General features: G+C 67.3%; 1 protein-coding gene (cut by both window edges). It reads right to left on the minus strand.

Every position in this 25,138-nt window falls within one protein-coding gene, locus ACQP2U_RS36125, for a LacI family DNA-binding transcriptional regulator, read on the minus strand. The gene is 100,644 nt long; 59,209 of those nucleotides lie to the left of the window and 16,297 to its right, leaving coding positions 16,298–41,435 in view — codons 5,433 (partial) to 13,812 (partial); the first complete codon in reading order (the gene reads right to left) occupies positions 25,134 to 25,136. Both codon boundaries (start and stop) fall beyond the window edges.

Genomic DNA, 25,138 nt, shown 5'->3' on the forward strand with positions numbered 1-25,138 from the left:
CGCCGCGCCGTCCGGACGACTTGCTCGTGGATCCACGGGCTGACGGCCTTCCTGCTCAACACGAGAATTACCGTGCTGAGCGGGATATCCGCAATGCGCGCCACATCGGCCGCCGTGGGCGGCGCATCTTCCGTGAAATCGATGACGGCCTCGCCGATTTCGCTGTGCTGAACCGCATGCTCACGCGAATCGTCGGCTGCCGAGTCCTCGCCCGCATCCAGCTCGGGCGCCTCAGTATCGGGTCGAACTTCGGTAAACCACTCGCCCAACGCCGCCAACGCAAGACTGTGGAACCTGGTGACGGTGTGGCGGGGCTGCATCATTGCCCGGCTCGAGTCGAGCAACGACTCGCCATTCAAGATCATCAAGTAGGATGCCGTCCGCTGTTGTGCTGGCAGACGCGCGATCCCTTGGGCCAATTTCGTCAGGTCGCCTGCCATCATCCGCTCGAGTGGCGGCGACAACCGGGCCCCGACTTCCGCGACCAACCGGTCGTATTCGGGACCGGCCTCGGGGAGCCGACTCAGCCAACCGTCGATGTCGACCACCGGCGGCTCGGGGACACCGAGCAGCGAAATCATCAGGTTGTCCGCGGTGCGCACACGTGTCGAGTACTCGGTCTCGACGCCAATACCCATGGTGTCCATCACCTGAGCAGGGGACAGACCGCGCAAGAACCGGAGATTGCAGTATTCGGCACTGCGGCCGGTCAGTTCCGCGACCGCATCTCGCAGGCGGGCGATGTCGCCGCCGACGGCCTCCACCACTTCGGCAGGAAAACGCCGCGCTACCAACAGGTTCAGCAATTCGTATTCCGGTGTGCCCGGTGCCGGAACTTCGTGCAGCGAGATCGGGAGGATCTCGATCAGGACATCCGCCAATGCGCGCATCGCGCTCAGGTCCAGCGCCGCCATATCGGTGGCCCATCCGAGCTTTACCACCAGTGGCTCCACCGTCTCCCGCGGCAATCCCATGCCGACCCGCCGACGCATCCATTCTCGTTGTGGCGCACGGGAGATGTTGTTCAATGCCCGTGTGATCAGTGCCGGATGCGCCGACGCGACCGCCTGGGCGCGCACCGGTGCGTGGGCGGCGGTATCGGGATCGTCGCTCGACTCGTCTTCTCGCAGCTGGTCCAGAACCCCGGCTCGAATGCGTTGGGCGATCCGGCGCTCCACCGCGATCGGCGCGATCGCGAGCAACCATTCACCGATGGCCTGCCCGGCGGGCGCGGTCCAGTTGTGCTGTGCCGCAGTGGCGAGCACGTCATCGGTGGCGGCACGCGCCAGGGGCGCTGCCTGCCGATCAATGAGCTGGCCCCGCACGTGCTGGAAGACCTGCTGTCCGAATATGGTCGCCAGGTCACGCAAAGCCTCTTGTCGCCGAGCGGGATCCGCAGCATCTCCAGCACGCACGACAGCCAGCAACTCGCCGACATCGCCGCCGGACTTGCCGACGTAGAAGTCGTCTCTGCCGGTCCGCACCATTCCGTCGGCGTCGGGAACCTCCACCCGCTGACCACGGGCATCGAGGAACATACCGAACACCACATGCTCGTCTGTCTCCCGCGACGGGACGAAATTCGGTTGCAACACCCCCATACCCGGGTCACGCTTCTCGATCCGAACGGTCCCATCCGCATCCACCCTGCGAACCAGCGAATACGCATGCCCCACATCACCATGCGCACCGGTGCCATCGACATGCGTCGGATCGAGCACCAGCAGGACCACCTCGGCCTCGGGCACGACCATGTCACGGGGGTCGCCCTCCGGATCGATGCCCTTGCGCCACGCCCTGTCCGGATCGATGCCCTGGTTCGCGGCATCGACGCGCCAACCCCAGTCCTGCAACCGCGAGACAGCCTCGCCGATATTCGCGAAAGCCTGCTTGGGCCCGCCCAGCTTCTCTTCGATAACGCTGACCCGCATACCCCCGAGCCCGGCGGTGAACTCACCCAGATCATCGCGGCCCGTCACCACCCCGATGTCGCGCATCGTCAACGGACCACACTGATTATCCGCATGCGGCCGGCGCGGGTCCGGGTGCACGTAGGCCGCATCGCCCTCGTCGGCGGGCGCCTCGCCGCGCACTTGCGCCAGCGACGGCTGGAGACCGGCCATGGTGTCCCGGTTGACCGCGTGCGCCAATGCCCAGTCCGCCATCGTCCTGGCGTGATCGCCACCGTCGAGGCCGTGCGAGAAGGCATACACGATCCGCGACGGATCGGTCAGCGGCAGCGAACGATCTCGTCCCCCGGTCGCGGCGCCTTCGGCAAATGCCTCCAGGTCGTTCAGCTTTCCGCGTTTACCTTTTTCGAAGGCATAACGCGGCAGCCGCCGCAGCCAAGTGGGGAAGTCCTCGTCCACTCGCAGGACCGGATGGTGCCGGTAAACGTTGTAGGCGTTGCGGAGTTCCTTGCGGAGAGTGCCGCGGGCGGTCAGTTGGAGAGCCTGGTCGACGGCATGCAAGAACTCGTGGACCAGATAGTCGGTGATCGGTTTACCCGACGACTTGCCCCACACACCCTTCGCCTGCGCCTCCCGCACGGCCTTCGCGGTCAATCTCCGCTCGGTGACGATTCGTCGATCGACAGAGATATCGGAGAAGACCTGCCCGCCCGCCGACATGAGACGCCACAGGGCGCGGGGGGCACGGTCCTTTTTGCTGCCGAAGACCGGGGTCCTGGCATCAACAGCACGCATGCCTTCCTCATCGAGGAGACGTATTTCAGTGAGGGTGTGTGTTCCGCGGTATTCCGCGAACAGCTCGCGCAGGGTGTGATCGAGAGTCACCAGGGCGTCGAGAGGAACATCCGAGTACTCCCAACCCTTCAACTGGACTCCGTGATCTTCCCGGAGCTTGATGACCACCGCTCGTTTTTCTCGACGATCGTGTGCGGCGAGGACTCGCGCCGCCTCACGCACCGAGTCACGGTGCACCACAAAACGATCCACGGCCTCGGGTTGTGCGTCGGTTCCGAGGGCCTCGCGCAGGTTGCGCAGCGGCTCACGCCGATTCTCCACCGCGACAGCATGATTCGTCAGCAACCGATGCTGTTCCGGCGCATCCTCCGGCCGCACGGCACCGAGTTCCTCGAGTCGGCGGATCATGGCACCGACCTCGTGGTAATGCATGGTCGTCGCCCAGAGATCAGCCGAGAGGGCGGCGCCGGCGGCCCCCCGCATGTCCAGACGGCGCCGCACGGTTTCCAATGCCTGGTCGTATTGATGCGACTGCAGATACTTCACAGCGGCATTCGCCTTGTGCGCCGTCTCCGTCAACTCGACGAGCGCTTGGTCTTGTTCGGCGATCAACTCCTCATAGGTCGCCCGGAACTCTGCCGGAATGACGACCAGTTCGCGGGGCTCCTCAGCGGGTGTCGACTGCTCCGATACCGGATCCGCGGTGCCGTCACCGACCCATGGCAGCGCCTGCCGCTGCTCGTCCGGCGCGCGGTTCTCCTCGGCAGCCCTGCTGGCATGTGCGGCGGCGAGTATGACCGCCACATCGTCGTCCATGCGGGCACCGATGCGGACGTTGCGGAAGTCCCGGCTCTGGCCGCTCCCGTCGGACGCGCCCAAGGCCTGCCCGATCCGGGTCCTCGGCTTGTCACGGCCCGAGACGGCGGACCCCGGCGGCACGTGCTCGACCGCCGGGCGGCCGTCGCCGTGGCGCAGGATGGCGTAGGTCTGCCGCACATGGGCCTTGCGCTGCCCGCGGACGTGGTCGTAGGTGATACCGGTGGGTTCTGGACGCTGAATCGCGGTGCGCTGCACCGGGTTTTCCCAGGTCCAGTCGCGGACCTTCACCGTCTTGCCGTCCTCGGCGACATACATTTCGTAGGTGTGCGAGCCCACGACGTCGGGGTTCTCGGGGTCGAAACCGAGGTATTCGTCGGTCACCGCGGCGGTCGCACCCGGTCCCATGGTCAGCAGTTCGTCGGCGATCTTGTCGTGTGCGGTGGGGCCGCCGTCCGGGTCGGCGTGGAAGCCGCCCGGATGCCAGCCCGCTCGAAGCAGCTCCGCGTATTCGTCGGCCGTGCGGCCGTGCAGGCCGGGCGCATCCACCGGCGCCGGAACCCGGTCCGGCCACCTACGATGTTGGGACCAGGCCACATTCGTGGTGCAGTTCGCCGGGTCGCCCTCCAAGGCGTATTCGATCAGCGGCACCTCGAAGGAGGTGTCCGGAATCCGGTAGGCGGCCAGGTTCGCGCGGTCCACCGGCTCGAAATTGCCCCAGTCGATATCGACATCTGCGAACAGGGCGCGCGCCAGAGACCGATCCCGTGCGGTGTTGGTCAGATCCATGCCTTCGGGTAGGGTCAGGATCTCCACCAATGGCAGGGATAGTCGCAGCGCCCTGCGAGTCTGCAACAGACTGTTGATGTCGTAGAGCAACCTCTGCGAGGTGGCAATGTCGACGCCGTCCGCACCGAAGTACACGACCGTCGCATGCCTGCGCTGGGAGTCACTGTCGCGCGCGTTCTCGTCGAAGTTGGCCGCAGCGTGGCGCAACCCGTCCGCCAGCGAGCCGCTGGTGAAATGTCCTGCCACCGTGACGGTGACGCGGGTGGCGGTGTCGACGTCACCGAACGTGACCATCAGCCGGCGGTCGGTCCCGGTCGAACCGAGTGAAAGCACATGTACCGGTGGGTGGCCGGGCAACGTTGCGGCAAGCTCTTCGGCCTGAATCAAATCGGCCAGCCGCTGTCGCAGCTCGATCAACCTGGCGCTATCGCTTGCGGACAGCCCGGATTCCGTCGCTGCCAACGACTCCAGCCTGAACAGCTCGCGCTGGAGCAACCTCCGATTGGCACGGTCGCGCCATCGCGCGGGGACCCCCAGCTCGTGCCGTGGATCGAGGATCAGTTCCGGCCGCTCTTCGACCAGGGTCCAGCGGTCGTCCCAGGTCAGCTTCCGCCAGATCGTCGCCATTTCCTGCGGCCGTAGGTACCGGCCGGGGGCGCCGACATACTGTTCCCAGATGGCATCGGACCGCGACGACGCCGTGGGATCCACCAGGTCATCCAGCAAGACCTGCCGTGGCGGAACACTATTCGCGGTGTCGCCGCCCAGCGGTGGAGTTCGATCTGTCCGGCGCGGTACCTCTGGGCGCAGGTATCCCTCGACTCGCCGGTGTGTTTCCTGCTCGAATTCGTCACGGTAGCCGTCGAACCGCTCGTGCTCGAATGCGGCACGCGTCAGGGCCTTGTCGGCGTCATCCACCACGACGATGCGGATCTGCGGCTCGGCGGTATTCCCCCGGCCCGCACGAACCCTGGCGTCCTCGACCAGCGAAACCAGGTCGCGGGCCAGCCGTTGCGGGTCGGTTCCCTGCCACACCGCCGCGGCACGCCGGAGACCCGGGCGACGCTGCGGCAAACCATCCTGCAGGTCGAGCTGATGAGTGGCGTGGCGCAGGCCGGTGCGCAGCGCTTCGGGCGTCGGATCCGCTGCCGTGACGAACACGGTGATCTCGTCGGCGGTGCCCACCTCGCCGACCGACACGAATGAGCGTTCGTCCGAGGCACTTTCACCCAGCGGGAGCGCGATCGGCAGAATCGGCCGTTCCGGTTCGGTCAGGCGGCCGCCTCGGTTCAATGCCGCCAGGAAAGCGCGCAGACGTGCCACCTGCGCCGACTCGAATGCGTCGAGCCGATCGTTCATCGCGCGCGCGAACAGCCGCATCACCGCGTCGGCACGGAAGGTATCCAGGATGCCGTCGGTGCCGGCGACCAGTTCCGCGGCGGCCTGGGCAAGCGCGCGGCGTTGGGCCGATGGCAGGTCCTGCCACAGTGCCGCCGCCACATCCGGTGTACCGCCGTGGCGCTCCAGCCCCACCATCGCCAGATCGATCGGAGCGGCGTCGGCCGGGGCGTCTTCGTAGTCCGACAGTACGAACGCTGCCGGCGCCGGGTCCACGCCGCGCGGCGCTTCCGCCACGGTGACGTTGCCGGCCAGCTGCGGCTGTGCCTCCCGCGTCACGACGGCCCCGTCACCGTCGCCTACCAGCACGATCTGCGGCTGCCGGTCACCGATGGTGTCGGTCAGGTGTGCTACCAGTGCGTCCGCGTCCAGGCCGACCAGATCGACGTCATGTAGCGCCCGGCCGTGGTCGGCATTGTCGTGATCGATGGGCAGGGTCGCGATCATCGCCACCGACCCGCGCCACACCTGTTCGGCGGCAAAGAAATCGACGAGCGACCGGCTAATCGTGCCGATATCGCCATCGTTGTGCGCGGTGCGCGCGGCGTAGCCGAGGACAGTGCCGGCGGTGGCCGGGTCTCCGAACTGGAGCACGATCCGGCCGCGGCTACCGTCCTCGGTCGTCCCGTCATAGGACCGGACGTACACCGGCGTCGTCATGTGACTGGCGTCGAGATGCGTTGTCAGCGCGCCGAAAGCCAGGAACGCAGCGCGTACCTCGACCCGGCGCTGCACCTCCGCGGGGGGTGTCGGTGTGCTCCTGAGTTCCAGCTGCTGCAGGTCACGATGGGTTCGGTCCAGGGCTGCGTCGAGTGCTTCGGGTTCCCGAGACCCGAGATTCCCGCGCTTGCCGAAGCCACGCCTGAGCGCCACCACCGATTTCTCACCGTCAGCCAGCGAGGTTTCGGCGGTGTGCCTCTCCTTCGTGACGACACCGTCCCCGGCCGTCACGCGCTTCATGACGACGCCTTCGGTGGCCGTCACATGCTGTGGCTGGTCCCACTCCTCGAAGGCGCGGTGGACGATTCCGTTCTCGCCCTTCTCGTAGACCATCACTTGGCCGTCGTCGGCCTCGTAGATGAGGAAGACGTGCCCGCCGATCGCGCGCCGCCTGCGCCCGGCGTACTGCACCGCGCCATACACCGCGCCGCCGTGATCTCGCACGTGTTCGGCGATCGCGGCGACGGAATCGAATCCCTCTGCGTGCCAGTCCGCGTGCGCTGCCTCGGCGAACTCACCCCAGCCCATGCCGGCGACCGCGATCCGCGGGTCGTCCAGGGCGGGCGGGCTCACCTTGTGCCCCAGCTGCTCGCGACCGAAGTGCAGCACGGCCGGACCGCAGTTGAACGGCCCTTCGCCTGCCAGGTGGTGCTGCGCAGGAACGGTTGGCGGCTTGGCGACCACCTCGGCGTCGGCGATCACGGAATCGATCGGCTGCCGCGGCACCCACCCGGCCGGCGGTCGTATCGACGGGCGCGGACCGTCGGCGCCCGCATGCGGCACGGTCGCATCGATGTGGACGATGTGGTGTGCCTGATCGATCACGATCAGCTCACGCAGGCCGCGGATCGGCTTGCGGCGCAACTGGTCACCGATCTGTTCCGCACTGACGCTCGTATCGGACAGGTTGACGATGATCCGGTCGGCCTGCTCCTCGTTCACCTTCTCCCACACCCGGTACATGACGTTGCGGAGTTTGCTGGTGGTGGGGGCGTAATGGTCGAAGATCCGGCCCTCGATGCGATAATCGGGGTTCTTGGGGCCGGGCACATCCGGGTTCTGCTCGACGTCGTAACCGAGCTGGGCGAGCAGCTGAGCGGCCTCGTTCTCCCGCTCCAATTGCTGACGGCCCATCGCATCGGTCGTGTTGACCTGGGTGCGCCGCCCGGTCGGCGCGCGCAATGGATCGGGTTCCGCGGATGGCAGGGTAACGGCCGGCCGATCTGCGGACGCACCGTCACCGACCCATGGAATGGCCCGCCGGTCCGGGTTCAGTGTGCCGCCGTCCTCGGCAACATCCACGGCAAGCCCGATCCGAGTCTTCGGCTTGGCGACACCGGTGGCTTCCGGGTCGTAGGCCACGGTCGGGGTGCCGTCGGGCAGGCGGAAGATGACGAAGGTTTCCTCGACGCCCTCCTTGGGGGTGCCGTCGGATGTATGGATCAGATCGAGCTCGTAGCGGATGGGACGTTGAATGACGTGGCGGTGGTCCGCCGGTTCGGTGTACTTCCAATCACGCACTCGCACAATACGATCGCGGTCGACATACATCTCGTATGTGTGCGCGCCGACCTTGTTGGGGCTGTTCGGGTCGAAGTGGGCGTTCGCGTCGACCACCACCGCGACTGCACCGGGACCCATCACGAGCAGCCTCGCCGCGATCCGGTCGTGCGCGGTCTGCCCGCCGATCACTTCGCTGGTGAACGACTCGGGATGCCAACCGGCCTGCAGGAGTTCGGTGAACTCGTCCGCCGATCGGCCATCCGGACCGATATCTTCTGCGACCGGCAGGTTCAGGAACTGCCAGTCGGGGTTACGGCGTTGGGAGTGGGATACGTAGGTGGTGCAGTTGGCGTTGAAACCTTCCAGCACATCGTCCCACCGCGTGGGATCGAAGGTGTCCGGTCGCTGGTAACCGCCCGACGAATCCCCGATTTCGCGGCCGGACTGTTCCCACTCGAGCAGAGCCTCGGCTTCGTCCGACAACAGGTCTGCATACGTTTGCGCGAAGTCGGCGATACTCGCTCCAGCGGGCATCGCCCGCACCTCGACCCGGGCCAGACCGCTGGCCGGTCGGTGGTGGCGCTGAACCACCGTCATGTCTTCCAGGTCGAGAGCCAGCTCCGAACCTGCTTGCACCGCACCGACATTCGCACCGATGTAGGCAACCGAGGCCTGTGTTCCGCTCGGATCGAATGCCGCCGCGGCGACCTCCATGGCGTCGATCGGCGACACCATGTCCGGGCGCGCCGGAACCGATGGCAACTCGCCCGCCACGGTGACCGTGATCCCACTCGCGGTATCCGGATCGTTGTAGGCCGCGATCATCCGGTGCGGACGCCCGCTACCGACCAGCCCCAGCGACGGGATATCCACGCCCAGCGACAGCACATACACGGGAGGGTGGCCCGGCAGGCTCGCGGCGTTCTCCGCAGCCACTTCCAAAGCGTCTAGGCGGTCGTACAGCTGCTCCAGTTCAATTATCCCGCCCGAGATTTCGTCGATCCGGCCAGCCGCTTGCAGGGTCGACAGGTAATCGAGTCGCTGGGCGAGCAGCATCCGATTGGCGCGGTCGCGCCACCGCGCCGGGGCCCCCGGCTGCTCGGCGAGCTTCTCCGGCGCCCCCACCACCACCAACCACCGGTCGTCCCGGCTCACCTTCTTCCACTGCTCCTGGAAGGTGCCGCTGTCGATCACCGTGGCATCGCCGAAAAGGGAGCGCCACAACGCATGCGCGCGCTCGACCAGGCGCGGTTCGCTGGGCAATGAGGGCAGCGTGGGTCGCGGCTCAACCGTGCCGCGGACCGGGTTGGCAGGCCGCTGGCCGGCCGGTGTGGAAGCAGGCTGCTCCGGTTCGCCGGGGTCCTGATCCCGCACGACATCGGAGAAGTCAACGTCGACCAGCGGGGCCGCGTCGGCGTCGAACCGATCCTGGTACTGGACCATTCGGGCGTCGGTCATGGCCGCACGCACCAGCTCGAGGTCACCGGTTGCGGTGCTGATCAGCCGAATCGGCACATTATCGGGGTGAGCCGCAGCCAGCTTGGCCAGGTCCTCGGCCAGCCTTTCCGAATCGGTGCCCTGCCACAGAGCTACCGATTGCGGCTCGAGTTCCCCATCCCCCACTTGTTTTTCGAGCTCCCGGCGGGTGCGGTCCAACCCCGCCCGCAAGGCTTCCGGAGTGGACTCGACGGCGTTGACGAATACCGTGATCTCTTCGGGGACGGCCACTCCGGTCGACACGAAGGACCGTGCGCGCGGCTCCTCCCGCACCGGCAGCGCCAACAGGCGGGTAGTGAACTCGAAGCCGGGCGCCGAAGTCTCCTGCAGCGTGCCGGTGAATCGGTTGAGCCTGTTCAGGCACTCCACCAACGCCTGCAGCCGGCTCACCTCGGCGCGCACACCGGTGGCCTGTTGCCGGGTCACCGTCGCCGCCAGCCACCGCATCCAGGCGTCGGCGTAACCGGGTTCGGCGAAGCCGCCCAGTTCGGCATCCATTTCGGCACCGCGGATGACGGCGGCCAGATCCTCCAGTACGGCGTCGGTGATCTCCGTCGGCAGCCGCGGCTCATAGTTCGGCAGATCGAAGACGTCCGTGGGCATTTCCCGCACGTTGCTGTCGAGCGCAACATCGGCCAGCTCGATGTAGCGCACACTGCCGCCGGGCGTGTTATCGGCGGGCCCGGCCAGCCGGGCGTGCACCAGGCGCGCTACTTCGACACCGTCACCGATGCCGCCGATCTCGACCACAGGGAGATCCGCCCCACTGCGCGAGGACGCTGCACGACGCTCATACAGCTGCGACAACTCCAGGGTCAGCGCGTCCGCATCGCTGCCGATCAGATCGGCCGTATGGTGGGCCCGGCCTTCGGGGAGCAGATCGTCGTCGTAGCGCAGCACCGCAATGACCGCGACCGATCCGCGCGCTTGCTGGTCGGCGGTATAGCCGACGAGCGATCCGGCCATTTTCGCCAGCCGATTCAGGTCGGTTTCCGTGCGGGCCACCAAGCCGATCACCGTGTCCGCAGTGGCGGTGTCACCGTATTCGAGCACCATGCGGCCCCGGCCATCGACCCGATCGCCACGGCTGTAGTCCAGCAGGAGTACCGGGTCGAATTCACGCCGGATGGCCGCGCGATCGGCATCGCGCAGGACCTCGACTACCGCTTCGACCTCGGCCAGGCGCGACCGATCGTCGCTGCCGTCGAGCGCGACGTCCTCTGCGCGGAGGTCGCTCCGGTTCTGCCGATCCCGTTCGACGGGACCCGGCGGGCCACGGTCGTCGCGCGCCAGCCCGGCGAGCGCGACATTCGGTGTGTCGTCCTCGGCCGCGAAGCGCGTTTCTTCCACGAACGGGATCAGGGCATTACCGTCGGCGTCGGCGACGATGCCGTGCACCCGCAAGACATTCAGCTTGTTGCGCTCGGTCAGCCACTCCCGCACCGCGCCATCGCGGAAGACCTTGCGCTGCCCATCTACCCACTCGTGCACCAGCAGATGGCCGTCGTCGTCGACTTCCACCTCGAACATGTGCCCGCCGACCCGGCGGCCGTTGCGGTAGGTGATGGCACCCGCGATCGCACCACCATGGGCACTTACGTGGGCGATGAGTTCATTCAACGACGCGAACCGTTGCCAGTCGCCGTCGGCCTCCTTCGCCACCTCGTCCTCGTTCACCCCGGCGAGGCCGACATTCGGCAGCACAGACTCGGGTACCGCGAATTCACCGCCGTTGCGCCGGATGCGCTCCGCGCGGAATTCCAGGAACCGCCGCACCGCCACGGGAGCGCAGATCGGCGGCGGCACGTGTCCCGGGAAGTCCGGTACGACCGCGGTCGGATCGCTCGACTCGACTTGCCCGATGATTTCCGCAGCGAGGACATGCATTTCGGCGTCGGCGTCGGCACGCGCCTCGGCGTCGAGATCCGCACCGAGTTTGCGGGCCAGCGTCTCGAGCCGTCCGGCCTGCTCGACCAGACGGTCGTAGCGGTGACCCGCACGCACGTACGCGTCGATCGCCGCGGTCACCCGCACCTGGTCCAGATATTGCCGGAGCGCGGCCGTCGTACCGTCTCGATCGGGGGTCAGCTCCAGCCCGCGAAGGTGCTTGCGCAGGTACTTCTCATTCAATGCCGACGTCGGTTTCTTCAGACGCGCGGCCACGTCCCGTAGCAGCTCGGCGCGGCGCGCCCGCGCCCGCCGCACCGCGTCAGGATCCACAGTGTCGGCGTTCACGTTGTAGGCGGCAAGGTCCAGGCGCAGGAATGCTCGTTCGGTATTGGCCTCGCTCACCTGGTCGGACAGGGAGGCGATACCTTCGCTACCGGCCCACCACTTCAAGTGTGCGATTTCGGCACCCGCGATGACGAAATCCGGTATCTCCTCGATGAATTGGGCGATCCGCGCGACGTGGTCGGCGGACCGCGCCCGTCCGAGCAGGTTGGTCAGCACGTCGCGCAGCCGATCGGCGGACAGGTCGTCCATACTCAACGGCAGCCCCAGGGCCTCGGTCACCTGGGCGCGGTCGTCTTCGTCCACGAGCTCGGTCATCTCGGCGGCCAAACCCTCGACGCGGGCGAGGAACTGCATGCCCTGCACCAAATGCCGCGCCTGCGCGGCCGGTAGCTCCGATTCCACCTCGATCCCAGGCATCCGCTGCGGACCGGCGGCTTCGAGATACCGCTCGAATCGACGCACCTGCGCATCCGCGAGCACCAGTTTCGAGGCGTTGTCGAACAGATCGGCCAGAGTTGCCAAGTTGTCCAGATCAGTGGCGATCGTGGGCAGCGGACGAATCGTCTCGAGCACCCGGCCGGGTTCGAGGTCGGCCGGGTCCGTTTCCCTGTCAACCGGCAACTGGCTCATCAACTCGGCAACTCGCTCGGCGGCTGCGGCGCGGTCGGTACGCGCGGCCTCGAGCTTCCCCCGGATCTCGAGTTGTGATCCGGTTGGGGCGGAAGCGATTTGGACTGTCGCGGCGCCCGCCATCCGCACCTGGGTCACCGCGCGTGACGTGCCGGTGAGGTGGTTTGCCGGTCCAAAGCCGTACGGATGCAGCGCTCGGCGCATGGCGTTGCGCTCGGCGATCGTGCGTTCCAACCGTTGCGCGGCCGCGGCGGCCCGGTCCTCGGGGGAGGCGACCGGGGTGTCCCCATGGCCACGAACCACCGCGATCAGCGCGGTACCGGGCCCCATGCCGGAGTCGGTGAAACCGTTGAACAGGTCGTTCGCCGCGCGCAATCCCGTCAGCAGCTCGGCATTGTCGAAGACCGCCCACTGAACCCGAGTCGCGGTGTCCGGGTCACCGAACGCCACGGTGACCTCTACTTCCCCGGTGTCGGGGTCCACACGCTGCGACAGCGTCCGCGGTACCGCTTCGCGCTTCATCGTGTCCATCGCAAAGTCGATGTCCCGATAGCCCTGGCGAACCGACCGCGGTTCGTCCGTATTCAGCGAAGCGACCCGCTTGGACCGGACCGACTCTTGGGCTATGTCGCAGGCCTCGAGGGGCAGTCCGGGAGCATTGGCGATGATGTCCGGATGGTCTTTCACCAGGATGTAGTGCACGTACGGCGGCCAGGTGCGCCATAGCCGAGCGTTGGCCTCGGCGCGGCGGCCTATCTCGGCGAGATCGGCGCCTTCGGGCACCAGAAGTTCTTGCAGACTGCCCATTCCGGCCCACGCCAGCGCGGTTGACACCACATCCGGTCGCGCGGCGGAACTGTTCGCGAGAGTGAACTCCACCGCCTCCGATGCGCTCAGCCCGCGCTGCTGGACAGGTGGCGGCGCCGAGACCTGGTCTACGGGCTGGCTTGCGAACAAAGCACACGGAACCGATAGCAACTCCCCGTAGCTGCCGGACAAGGGTGCGCTTGCGAATGGGTCGTCGGGGATTGCGAATGGGTCATCGGGGATTTCGGGCGAGTCGTCGGCGGTTTCGAACGAATCATCGGGGGTTCCGAAAGCGCCGTGATCGGTTTCGAATACGCCGTCGTCGACTCCGGGGAGGTCGGCGGAGGGTGCGGTCAGTTCGAAGGCGCGGAAGGCGAGGGTCAGGGCATCGTTGCTTTCGGCCCTCAGCAGGACATTCTGCAAGGGTTCGGCGGTTTCGTCCCTGGTCACGATGAGGTCTGTGACTTGCCGGCGCAGGGTGGCGGCGTCACCGCCAGGGAAAGCCAGTACCACCGTGACGGGCTCGACTTCACCGAAGAAGCCGGTCAGCTCGTCGATCAGCAGCGCCAGTTCGGGATCGGTGATCGAGGGCCTTCTGCGCTCGAGCAGTTGGAAGCCCGGTCCGAAGAAGAAATCCGCCCGGCGGACCGGCAGCCTCGGCACCGTTATCGTCCTGTCGCGGACGTGTACGGACAGTTTCGGTGTCGTGGCCATGTTGCCGACCGACATCATCGGGATCCCCGGCTCACCCGGCCGCGGGAACACCAGCAGTCGCACCGCCAGATCGCCGGACACGTGCGCGACCCAGCGTTCGGCGACGGTCAGCCGGTCGGCCCACACGTCGAGTTCCGCGAGCCGGGCCACATTTTCGGCAGTCGGTTCTGCGGTGCGCAACCGGTCGCGCTCGAAAACCAGGCGCAGCCGATTCACCTTGTCGCGCAACGTATCCGGCATATCTTCACCGGCCATCTCATCGGCGATGGTGTGCAGGATCGCGTCCTGTTCCGCGAGATCGAGTGAATTCCACCGCCGTTCGATCTGCTTCAGGCGCATTCTGCGGCGCGCATGCACCCGCTCACCGGGATCCACGTCACCGAATTCGCCATTGGCCTCGGCTCCGGCAACCGCGGCGTCGGCTCGCCGGAGCAGACCCTGCCACCTCTCGCGCAATACGTCCGGGCCCAACCGAATACCGAGTTCGACAGCGGCTCGGTCGATGGTCGGCAATCCCGGACGCGGCGGAACATACCCGGGTATCTCGTCCCTGCGAGCACCGATGCGGACATTCTTGAAGTCCAGGCCGTCGATCGCCCGCGAGGTGCCATCGGGACCGAGCCGCGTCGCCGGGGATCCGTCGGCTTTCAGCGCCATACCGGCGAGGCTGTCCACGCCCCGCTGACGCGACGCCCATTCGTCGAACTCGGTCTCGGTATTCCCATCGATCACCATTACCGTGTCGCCGTCCAGGTACACTGCGACCGCGTGCGAACCGATCTCGTCGGATTTGTCGAAACCGCGATAACCCAGCACCGCTACGACGACGTCCCCGGTGTCACGAACCCGGTCGTGCAGCGCCTGGAACGAGGCGAAACCGCCCTTTTCCCAATCGGATCCGACGAACTGCGGCGCCAGCCGGGCATCGGTGCCCGCCAGGCCGCTCAGGTCGACCGGTCGCTTCGGTGGCTGCTTGCCTAGTTTGCGATAGGCGGCATCGGTCGCGTCCGGCAGGCACATGCCCAGCCGCTCGCCGCTGGCGAGATCCGTTCCCCGCAGGTGGTTCCGGGTCGCGGTATCCGGATGTTCGTAGGCCGACATGTCCCCGGGACGATCGTCGGTGAACCGCGCGGTGAGCCGCCCGCCGAATCCGGCGTCCAGCGCCGTATCGATGCGGGCCAGCTGTGCGGCGGCGATATCGGCGGCGGGCGATCCGATGGCCGCAGCAGTGGCCAGGTAGAGCTCGTCCTGTACACGCAGCCGTTCCCCGGCGAGCACCCCGAGCCGCTCGGTGCGCTCGAGCAATTCGCGCAGCTGTGCGGCCGCGGCGTCCCGTTGCTCGGCGTACCGGATCATGTGCTGCAGTGCGAGCCTGATCCGGGCGACCGTCGCCGCTTCGGCGCTCCGCCGCCGGTATGACTTGGCGGCTCGGTAAGCCGCGGTCAGCTCGGCGACCTGGAGTGGGCCCGCGGGCAGCTGGAAGTCGTGGCCGGTGAAATCCTGCTGATACTGCTCCGCGAGGCGGCCGAGATGCTCGCCGATCACCGCCATCCGGGCCCGCGCCCGCGCCTGTGCCGCACGCAGTTCGTGCACCTGGCGCATCCGCCGGGAGATCTCGAGGATCGCTTCCCGCTTCGCGATCTCGGTATCGGCGTCGCGGCACGCATTCGCCGGATTCGTGCGTTCGGGCGCATCGTGCTGGGCGGCAAAGAGAGCCGCCAGCTGCGACACACGCGCCGGGGTGAGCTGCGACTCCGGAATACCCGTCTGAAGCGCCAGCTGCTCGGCATTCAGGCGCCGCTCGCCGCGGAAACGCCCGAGACCCAGTTCTTGTTCACCGATGTCGTCGAAAGTGACAGACTCGCCCCCGGTCCGGACGCGCAGGTCGACGCGCTGCTGCTCGACCATCTGCGCCAACGCGGGTATCGCAGGACTGTCGGTGGCAGGGGCCCAGGCAGCGTCGCCGGGAAGCACATCGAATTCGCGGGCCATTTCCAGCAGCTGATCCGACCGGGCGTCGAATTCGGCGACGCGCCGCATCAGCTCCTCGAGCGCATCGTCGTCAGTGCGCGCCCTGCGGCGGCCGCTCTCGATCGCCTTCGCCTGTCGGCGCAACGCGAGGAGGTGGTCGACCAACTCCAAATACTGGCGCTGGGTCGTCAGTCCCAGCTCGCGGCCTATTTCAGCACGATGTACCGCGGATTCGACCAGATCGATCTTCGCGCTGCGTGTGGGCAGTGCATCCCGGACGGCACGGACCTGCCCGTCTACGTCGACGCCCCGGCGGGGCGTGGCGGCCGACCGCCGCGTCGCCCTGTCACCGGCAATTCTGCGGTGCGCAGCGGCAACCCGTTCGCCGATCCGGCGGGTGCGCTGCTGGGCGCCGAGCGGCACCGGCCGGGTGAAGGCAGTGCGGTGTTCGGCCAGCTGCTCGCCGGCCAGTGCGGCCCGTACCAGGGCACGGTCACCGCGTTCGGTGTGCAGCCGGATCGGGCCGGCCGCGGTCCGTTCGGCGAGGTTCGCGAGATCGGCGGCCAGCAGGTCCGGGCCGGTGGCCTGCGCCACCACTACCGCCACGGTCCCGCCGGGATCCGCGCGCTGTTCTTCGGCATACACACCGATCGCGTCCCGCAGACCGCTACGACACGACAGCGCATCCGACTGCCCGCTCGCCAGCACCACCACCCGGTCGGCGGTGCGCGGATCGCCGATGGTAGCGAAGGTGGTGTGCTCGGCCCAGCGCATATCGAATGCCGGATTGCCGGGCAGCGCCCGCGTCCACTGCCGGGTCCTGGCCATCACATCATCGAAGTGGGTTCCGGCCTGTGGCACACGATCGGCCATGACATCCCACACCCGGACGCCGTCACCGCGCCCGATGACTTCGACAGTCGGCGGCAGCTGCCCACGTGCTTCATGGATCGCCTGGGTCGAAACGATTCGGTGCACCAGGTTCTCGCCAACCGCGTGGATGGTCGGCGCCGCATTCCCCTTCGCACCGTAGCGCAGCACTGCGACCGTGGCCGTGACCCGATCCGGCTGGTTCTCCACCTGCGCGATGTCGGCCGCCTCGTGCACCCGCGCGGTCAGCCCGCCCGAGTCGGCGGCATTCGGCGCGACGAACCAGACCTGGTGTTGCGCAGTGGCTTTGCGGTCACCGAATTCGATAACCAGCGCCCCGTCGTCGTAGGACACCAGGTGCACCGGCATGCCCATCGCCTTACCGCGGGCGTCGGCGGCCTCCACCGCCTTCTTGATGTCGCGCAGCTCCTCGAGCCGAACCATGCCCGCGGCATCGAGGACGCGCTGTTGTGCCATCGCCTCCAGCTGCAGGAGTTCTCCCGCCGCCGCCAGCCGGTTGTTCCTGTTCTGCAACCGACTCGGCACAACTTCGGCGGCAGCGAAGATCGCCGGGTATCCGCCCGAGAAGGCCGCGCGGACATCAAGATCCGCATACTGGGCAGTGACGCGATCCCAGAAAAGGACCGCTCCCCGTGCCTTGGCCCGGGTCGCGGCGACATCGACGCGAGTCCCGTCCGGGGCCAGCTCCGCCACATCACCCAGGCGCGCGGCGCGCACGGCGGCATCGACAAGCGCGCGACGCTCGCGCGACCACTTGTCATTCCCATCCGGGTCCCCGGCAACCGCCGCCTCGACCGACCGCCCCTCGGCGTCCACCACACCGGGCATATCTCGCCCGATTTCGCCCGGCGACTCCCCCTCCTCCAGCCGGTGACGCCGTTGCCCCGCCGGCCCGAGCACAATGCCGTGCAGCTTCCCACCCGGCTTGTCCCACTTGGCAAACGAAACGTCGATGACTTCGTGGCCCTTGCGCTCATGCACCATCACTGTGCCGTCCGCGGCGCTGTACATCACGAACATATGCGCCCCGGCCGCTCCGTGAGTGACGGTGCCGAGGACGATGTCGCCGCTGGCCGCCAGCGCCCGCATCTCTTCGAAATCGGCGAAGCCGTTCTCTTTCCACTTCGTGTTCAGGCGCCGCGCGATGTCGGAGGGCAGCATGCCGTTGGCCTGGATCGCGGTGTCGAACATCGACGGCGGGTCGATAGCGACGCGGAGCACATCCTTGACGAACCACATCGCATCGACGGCACAAAGTTTCGGCACACCGGCCAGGTGCATTTCCTGTGTCTCGGTCAGCGACCCGGACCATTCGGCGGCACCGTCGAACATCGCGGCGACCGGGTCGACCGGCGGCGGCTGCACCGGCGCCGACCGCACCCCGTCGGTGGGCGCCACCGGCGGCTGGGTCCGTTGCGTGGGTGCGGTGACGTCGTCGACCAGGTCGGCAAGCAGGTTGTCGAACACCCTGTTCAGCAGCTGCGCGCTGGTGTCGCTTTCGGCTTCCCGTTCCGCGATGGACGAAAGTTGCCGCATCTCCCCAGCGCGCGATGCTGTCTGCATATCACCGGTGAAGATGAACTCGGCGACGGCGATTTCCCCCCGCCGGTCCCACTCGGCCACCGCACTGCGGCTGCGCCGCAACGTATCGGTGCCGACGTCGTGCTTGGCCAGCAACGCACGTTCATTATCGGTCAACGTGCCACGCCGGCTTTCGACGACGGCCAGATCGTACGAAAGGTTGGCCAAGCGCTCGGCTCGCGCGGCCAGCCGGTCGACGGTGTCGTCGTGCTCGGTGCGGGCACCTCGCTCGGCTGCGCGTAATCCCTTGTCCAGCAGTAGAAGTTGACGGATCCGGAATTCGAGACGGTCGAGTCCGGCGACCAGCTCGGTCAGTTCGAGGTAGCGGCGGAATTCCGTCGATGCCCGCACCTTCTCCGCATCCAGCTGCCAGCGCTCGTTGTCGTCGAGATCGAGAAGCTCCTGCCGCGCCAGCAGCGGATCGGTCAACACCTGCGACCAGCGTTGCGTCTGCTCCTCGATCTGCTCCGCCGTGGCGTTCGCGCCGAGCCGGTCGCGGGCCAGCAGCCCGGCGAGTTCGTCGCGGGTTTGCCGGTAATGGCCCTGTAGCTCCACCCGCGCCGGGCCGGCCGACAGCAGCAGCCCATGCCCATCCAGTCCGGCGTCGTCGCCCGCCCGCTGCACCGCGTTCGCGGTGTAGACACGCTGGCGCGCCGTGGCGATCGCCCGCCAGATCAAGCCAGGATGGAACGCGGGCTCCGGCACCGGCTCGAGAGTCTTGATGTTGATGAAAGGGAAGGTCCCGTTCTCCGTCAGGTTGACCCGTACCACATGTGCTTCGCACACCGAGGTGACGGCATCGATGAGCTCCTGGAGGCTGTCTCCGTGATACGCCACCGAAGCCAACCGGACCGATGCGGACTCCTCCTCGGCGACAGCCGACAGCGCCGTCTGATGGTTGTCGACGGCATAGTGCAGCGAAGCGTGCTTACCGATGTCGGTGCCGAGCGATGCGGTGAACTCCAGATGGGTCGCATCGGCGAATTCACCGATCGCAACTACCGAACCGTCCTGGGCCAGTAGCGCCGGCGCCGGCGAACCGGGCAGCCGATCGGCCGCCCGGAAGAAGGTGCGCAGCGTGGCATGAAGTTCGGGGTTCTGCTCCAGGGCGGCAACATATCCCGGCAATGTGGCAATGTAGCGGGCCAATGCCGAGGCGCCCGGAAGGCCCGCGATCAGCTCGGGGTGGGCCTGGGCCACCTTCACCAGATCGTGCGCACTGCTCCCGGGTCGGAGCAGCACCGAAACGACCTGTTGGACAGCGGGTTCGAGCCCGAGCGTCCGCAACCGCTGGACCAGCTGTTCGATTTCGGCCGGAGCGGCATCGTTGCGGTGCTGTTCGGATTGCGCTGCCGGGTCCCACAACTCACGAATGTCGTCGCCGTGGTACTCCTCGGCAATACTCGCCATTCCGGCAGCACGCCGGACGACGTCGGCGGCATCACGGCGGCCGACGAGCAACACCTGTGCGCGCGGCTCGCCCCACCGGGCCTCGTAGACCGCGTTCATCGCGGCCACCTGCTGCGAGAAATGCGCGGAGTCGTCGTTATCGCGCCCGACCACGATTTCGTGCCAGGACATCGGCGGGCGGGCAATGGCGGCGAAATCGTAGTCGAGGGTCAAGACCATCGCCACAGAATCGGGATCGGTGCCGGCCCGCCGCAGGCGCAGGAACTCTCCCGCCTCGTGCACGACGGGTGCTATCTCCTCGGTATCGGATGCGGTTCCCGCCCGGTAATGGATCAGAGTCCGGGCTTTGCGCACATCACCCACGGCGACCTGGATGCGGTAGCGGCCGGCATACCCGTCGGGGACTTCGTCGAAATCGCCGTCGGTGAGCATCTCGCCCGCGAGCAATCGCACCGATGTACCGGTGTCGGGTATGGCATTCTCAGCGGCCTCGACCACCGCGGTCAACGCCTTGTCGGCGGCCCACAATTTCGGCAGCAGGAGCTGCTCGTCCGGGCTCAGTGTCTCCCCTGGCACCTGCAGCAGCCCCATCAGCTGATCAGCGAGCCGGCCCCGGACGTGCGCGTGCGACGCATCCTCGGGCACCACCCCGACCATGCGATACAACTGCGGATATGCGCGCAGCAGCTCCGCGCTCACCCCGGCCCGCTCCGCGGATTGCCACAGATTCAGCACACCGCGGCCGACCGCGCGGGCAGCCTCGGGATCGGCCGGAGCGTATTCACCGGCCGTCAACAGGGACCGCATGACAGGACCGTCGGGACCGCGCATCGCGGCATTGACCAATGTCACGACTTCCGGTGTGTCCGAGGTCATCTCGGCCCACACGGTGGCCAGGTCCCGATCGAAGGCATCTCTTGCCGCGCGAATATTGTTCAGCCGGTCCTCGCGCCGGTCGAGAGCCTCGGTCAAAGCCCGCAGTTCAGCGGACCACAGCAGCGCTTCCCGAGCCTGCGGAATGTCGAGCTGCTCGGGCTCGGCGGTGGTCGGCGCGGTATCCCGGCCGAGAAGCCGGGCAAGGTGTCGCTCGGTCCGGTCACGCTGCTCGTACAGCTCGGCACGCTTGCGCGTCGTCACACCCGCCTGCAGATCTTCCTCTGTCACACCCCAGTAATCCAGGTTGACCGGTTGTCCGAAAGCCATCGGCATGCCCAACGGCCGTGCCGCCGCCAGCACCTCCGCAGCCCGGTCATCGAGGCGCGCCAGCATGGCGGCCCGCGCGGCGTACTCCGCTTCGGAAGATCCCGAATCTCCACGGCGACTGTGGAAGAACTGCATAAGGATGCCCAGTTCGTCCATCCGACGCTCCCACGTCGCGAAGGTGCGAGCATCGTCGACCCAGCGCATCGGCTCGAACGCGTGATGGAACGTCTCTTCGACCCGCACCACTTCGAGCGGCTTATCGGTCCACTGCGCCAGATTCGCCAAGACCCGTACCACCGACACGCCGTCATCGAGATCTGCGGGCAGCCGGAAATTCGCGCGCTGTTCCTCGCTCAGCGGCGCCGCGTCGACCAACGCATTCAGCCTCTGTTGTGCTTCGCGGCACCGGAGCAGCACGTCGTCGCGTTCGGGAGACTCCCCCTCCGCCAGCAGCGCTGCCGCCCGGTCCTCGTCCTGGAACCGGTCCGCAATCCGCTGCTGTGCCTCCCGCTGCCATTCACGGGCAAGCGCACGCAGCCGTTCCAAGTCCGGACCGAACGCCGACACGGCAGCCGCGGCAGGCGACTGTCCCTGCTCATTCGGCTCCGGCCCGCGCAGCGGTCGACCGTCTTCGTCGAAATCCTTACCGACCCGGTAGTTCTCGTCGTCGGTACGTACCCGCGGCGCCCGGTCACCATCGGCCACCCGGCACGCTCTGCCCTGGTCGTCCAGGAACAGGACGAGTACCGGTTGCCCCTGTTCGTCTGGGGACACAACGAGATCCGGCTGATGCACCAGCAGGCCGAGGTCCCGGCGCTCGACGTGTACCTCACCGTGCTCGTCCACCGACCTGGTCAGCCAGAAGGTGTGGCCGAGCCCGCCGTGCCGGTCATCGCCACCCAGGTTCGGAACGAAGACCACGACACCGACTCGATCGCCGCTCCCGGCCTGCTGCCCTTCGCGCTGAATGGCCCACTCGCGCAACATCCTTTCCACCGTGGCGAGATCGGCCACATGCTGCGCCCGCAGGGGCTCGTCATCGTCGGAACGGGTCTGCCCTTCCACCGGCAACTGCGGCAGCGCCGCCTCGACTTGGCTGATGAGCGATCCGGCCAGGGGACGCTCCTGCTCACCCAGCGCCGACAACAGGTCTTCGATCGAAAGCCCGTAGTAAGCGGCGATATCACGGAGTGTGTGCTGCGCGCACTGAGCCAGTTCGTGTGCGGAGATCGAGCCCGGCGGGGTGATCAACTCACCGGTATCGGGGTGGCGGTAGGCCACGACACCATTTCCGAGCTGCCACCGCAGTCGCGCCAGCACCGGCCCGACACCCACCGCACCGGGATCGGCCGGAAGTTCCGGTGGCGTCGAGTCGTCCAGGCCTTCGTTGCGGGGGCCTTCCTTGTCGGGGCCTTCGGACTCGAAACGCCGGCCGAGGTTGCGTCGCGGATGGTCCACGCCTGGGTTGTCGGGCGGTATTTCACCCTGCTCCAGCTTGTGCAGCGGTTGCTTGTCTTTGCCGAAAGCGATGCCGTACAAGGGACCTTCGGGCTTGTCCCACTCGTCGAACCGCACATCGTCGACCCGGTTGACGGTCACCTCGCCATCGAGTTCGGCGACCAGTTCGTGCACTCGGACTTCGCCGTCACTGCCCTGGTACACGACGAACATGTGCGCACCGATGTCACCGAAGTCGACCGCGCCGAAGACCGTGCCGCCCTGTGCCGCGATCACGTACATCTCATCGAGCGAGGAGAACCCGCCCGGATACCATTTGGCATTCGCCGCCAGCGCCGCATCTTTCGGGCTCGTGCCCTGCAGTTGCATCAAGCCGTCCTGCATGGACGGGGGTTGTACCGGCAGGCCGAGTACATTCGCGCCGAACGACATGCTCTCCGCTACGCATACCTGCGGAACTCCACCGAGCAGGTGCCGCGCCTGGGGCTTGGTGGGGCGCCGCGGCATCGTGAGGCCGTCGACAGCCGGGCCATCGGGCAGCTTGGCATGGCGACCGGGTTCACGCCGGTGTCTACCGCGGCCGCCGCCGACCGGCGGGCGTGGCGTGCGGCCGGCATCGCCGACCGGGCGCGCGTGTGCCGGGGACCGGCGCACCCCATCGGTTGGGCCGGTGACCACACCGCCACTGCCTTCCGGCGAGTTGGCGAGGATGTGGTCGATATCGGCAGCGGCCCGGTCCAGCGCCTCGGCCAGCGCCGTCTCGAATTCCGTTACCTGCGCGGTCAATTCACGGCGGCGAACGGCCGCTGCTTCGTGATCGCCGGACTGCGCCTGTGCGGCGAGTTCCTCGGCTTGACGCAGCGTCCAGGCGGTCTGTTCGAGTAGTTCGGTGTGGCTTTCCAGGGTGGCGACCCGCCGGGCGGCGGCCGCGCACGCCTCGGCGGCGTCGGCGAGTTCGAGCACGATGCGCGACAGCCACAGTTGCTCCGAATCCCATGTGGACACGGCGAACAATTCCGCGGCCGCCCGCAGCTCACGGGCCCAGATCGCACTCGTCCGGTCCTTGGTACCGATGATTCGGGTCAGTTCACTCGTCCGGTCCTCGGTACCGATGATTCGGCCGAGTTCATCCGACCGATCGGCGTGCGCGGTACGCAACAGATCGGCGAATTTCACGCGCGCGCGGTCATTCTCGATTCCGACCTGACGTATGGCCGAGGACAACGCTTCGAGGCGGGCGATCCGCTCACCGGCGGCCTGGTGCCGCGCCCTGCTGATCGCGGCGAAGTCCGTGTTCACGTTCGCTGCCGGCGCGTCCTGCCGATACCGCACCCGGACCGCGGCGTCCGCACGGCTGATGCGAACCAGTTCCGGGCCGAGTGCACCGCGCCGCGTGACCGGTGTTCGGTCGTGATCGCGCACTGCCTCCGCCAGGCCGCTGTCGAGTAGTTCGTCGAGTGTCCGTGCAGTGGTGGCGTGCTCGTCGAGGTCCAGATTCCGTTCGAGCTCGTCGCGTACCTCGAGGAATTCGCTTGCCAGCCTGGCGCGTTCGATCGAATGATCACCGGGCTCTGGGGGGTGCTCTGCGAGTTCCACCAACTGGGCACGGCGCATATGGGTCGGCGGGATATCGCCACCCAGCAGAGCGTTCAACAGCATGGCGGTGCGGTCGTAGGAATCGCGGAGATCGGTCTCCAGCCTGGTCTGTTCCGCTCGGCTCCGGTGCGGGTGCGCCAGCACCGGATCCGCATCGAGCCGTTCCCGGTCTCCAGCGAGTTCATCGAGCCGGGCCAGCTGGGATACCAACCGGCGATATTCGTCGGTGGCACCGCCGTTGCGAACTCGAGCTGCGGCGTCGCGCAACTGTTGCTGCAACTGCGTGATCTGCCCGGCTCGCATCCGAATCCGGTCGATCCGCCGCAGAATACGCGTGGTGTCGTAACGCCAGCGGAATTCCTGCTCGGCTGCCGCGAGTTCCGCCGATTTATCGGTCCGGTCTCGCAGGTCCGCCAGTTCCTGGGCAACCAATACGTCATCGGCCAGCACTGAGCGTGACACCCGCAGCAACTCGGCCAACCGCTCACGGGCTGTGGCGAACTGGGAGTCCCACGCCGTGCGCGCCGCGGAAGTCGGCTTCAGCACGTTCCTCGGGTCCAACCAGGTGTCCTGGACGATCATGTCCAACCGGTGGGCCATCATCTGCGCGTGCACGATGCGCGCCAAATCCGGCACCACGGTACGGGGTTCATCCAGCAGCCGGATGAGCCGCGGCCCGAGGCTGCCCGTACCAGGGCCGAAGTCGCCTCCACCGGGCCCCGAGCCGCCTCCACCGGCCCCGAAGTCGCCTCCACCGGGCCCGAACGCGGCGTTCGGCGCACGGGGCATCTGTGCCCTACCCATATTCGCGATCGGGAACGCCATACCCGCGACACCGTGGCTGTTGTTGTCCACGAGCGGAACCGCCGCGGTCCCATCGGCTTTGAAGACGATGCCGTGCAGCCCGGCCACACCGACCTGCTGCTCGCGCCAGATCTCGAAATCGACCGGCGCTCGATTTCCGTCGCGCACCATAACCCGGCCGTGCTCCCGGTAGATCTCCACCGCGTGCGCACCGACGACACCCTGCTGCTGGAAGCCTTCGAACGCCACCGCCGCGATCATCACCATGCCCTCGTCGGGCAACGCGTCAGCCATCGCATCGAAATCCGCGAACGGGATCCGATTCCAGGCCGCGCCCACCAGCATCGCGCCGTGGTCGCCGGATACCCCGAACTCGGGTGCGGACATCAACTCCAGCATCCGGAGCCGGT

This window comes from Nocardia sp. CA-084685 (assembly GCF_050955785.1).
GTDB lineage: Bacteria > Actinomycetota > Actinomycetes > Mycobacteriales > Mycobacteriaceae > Nocardia.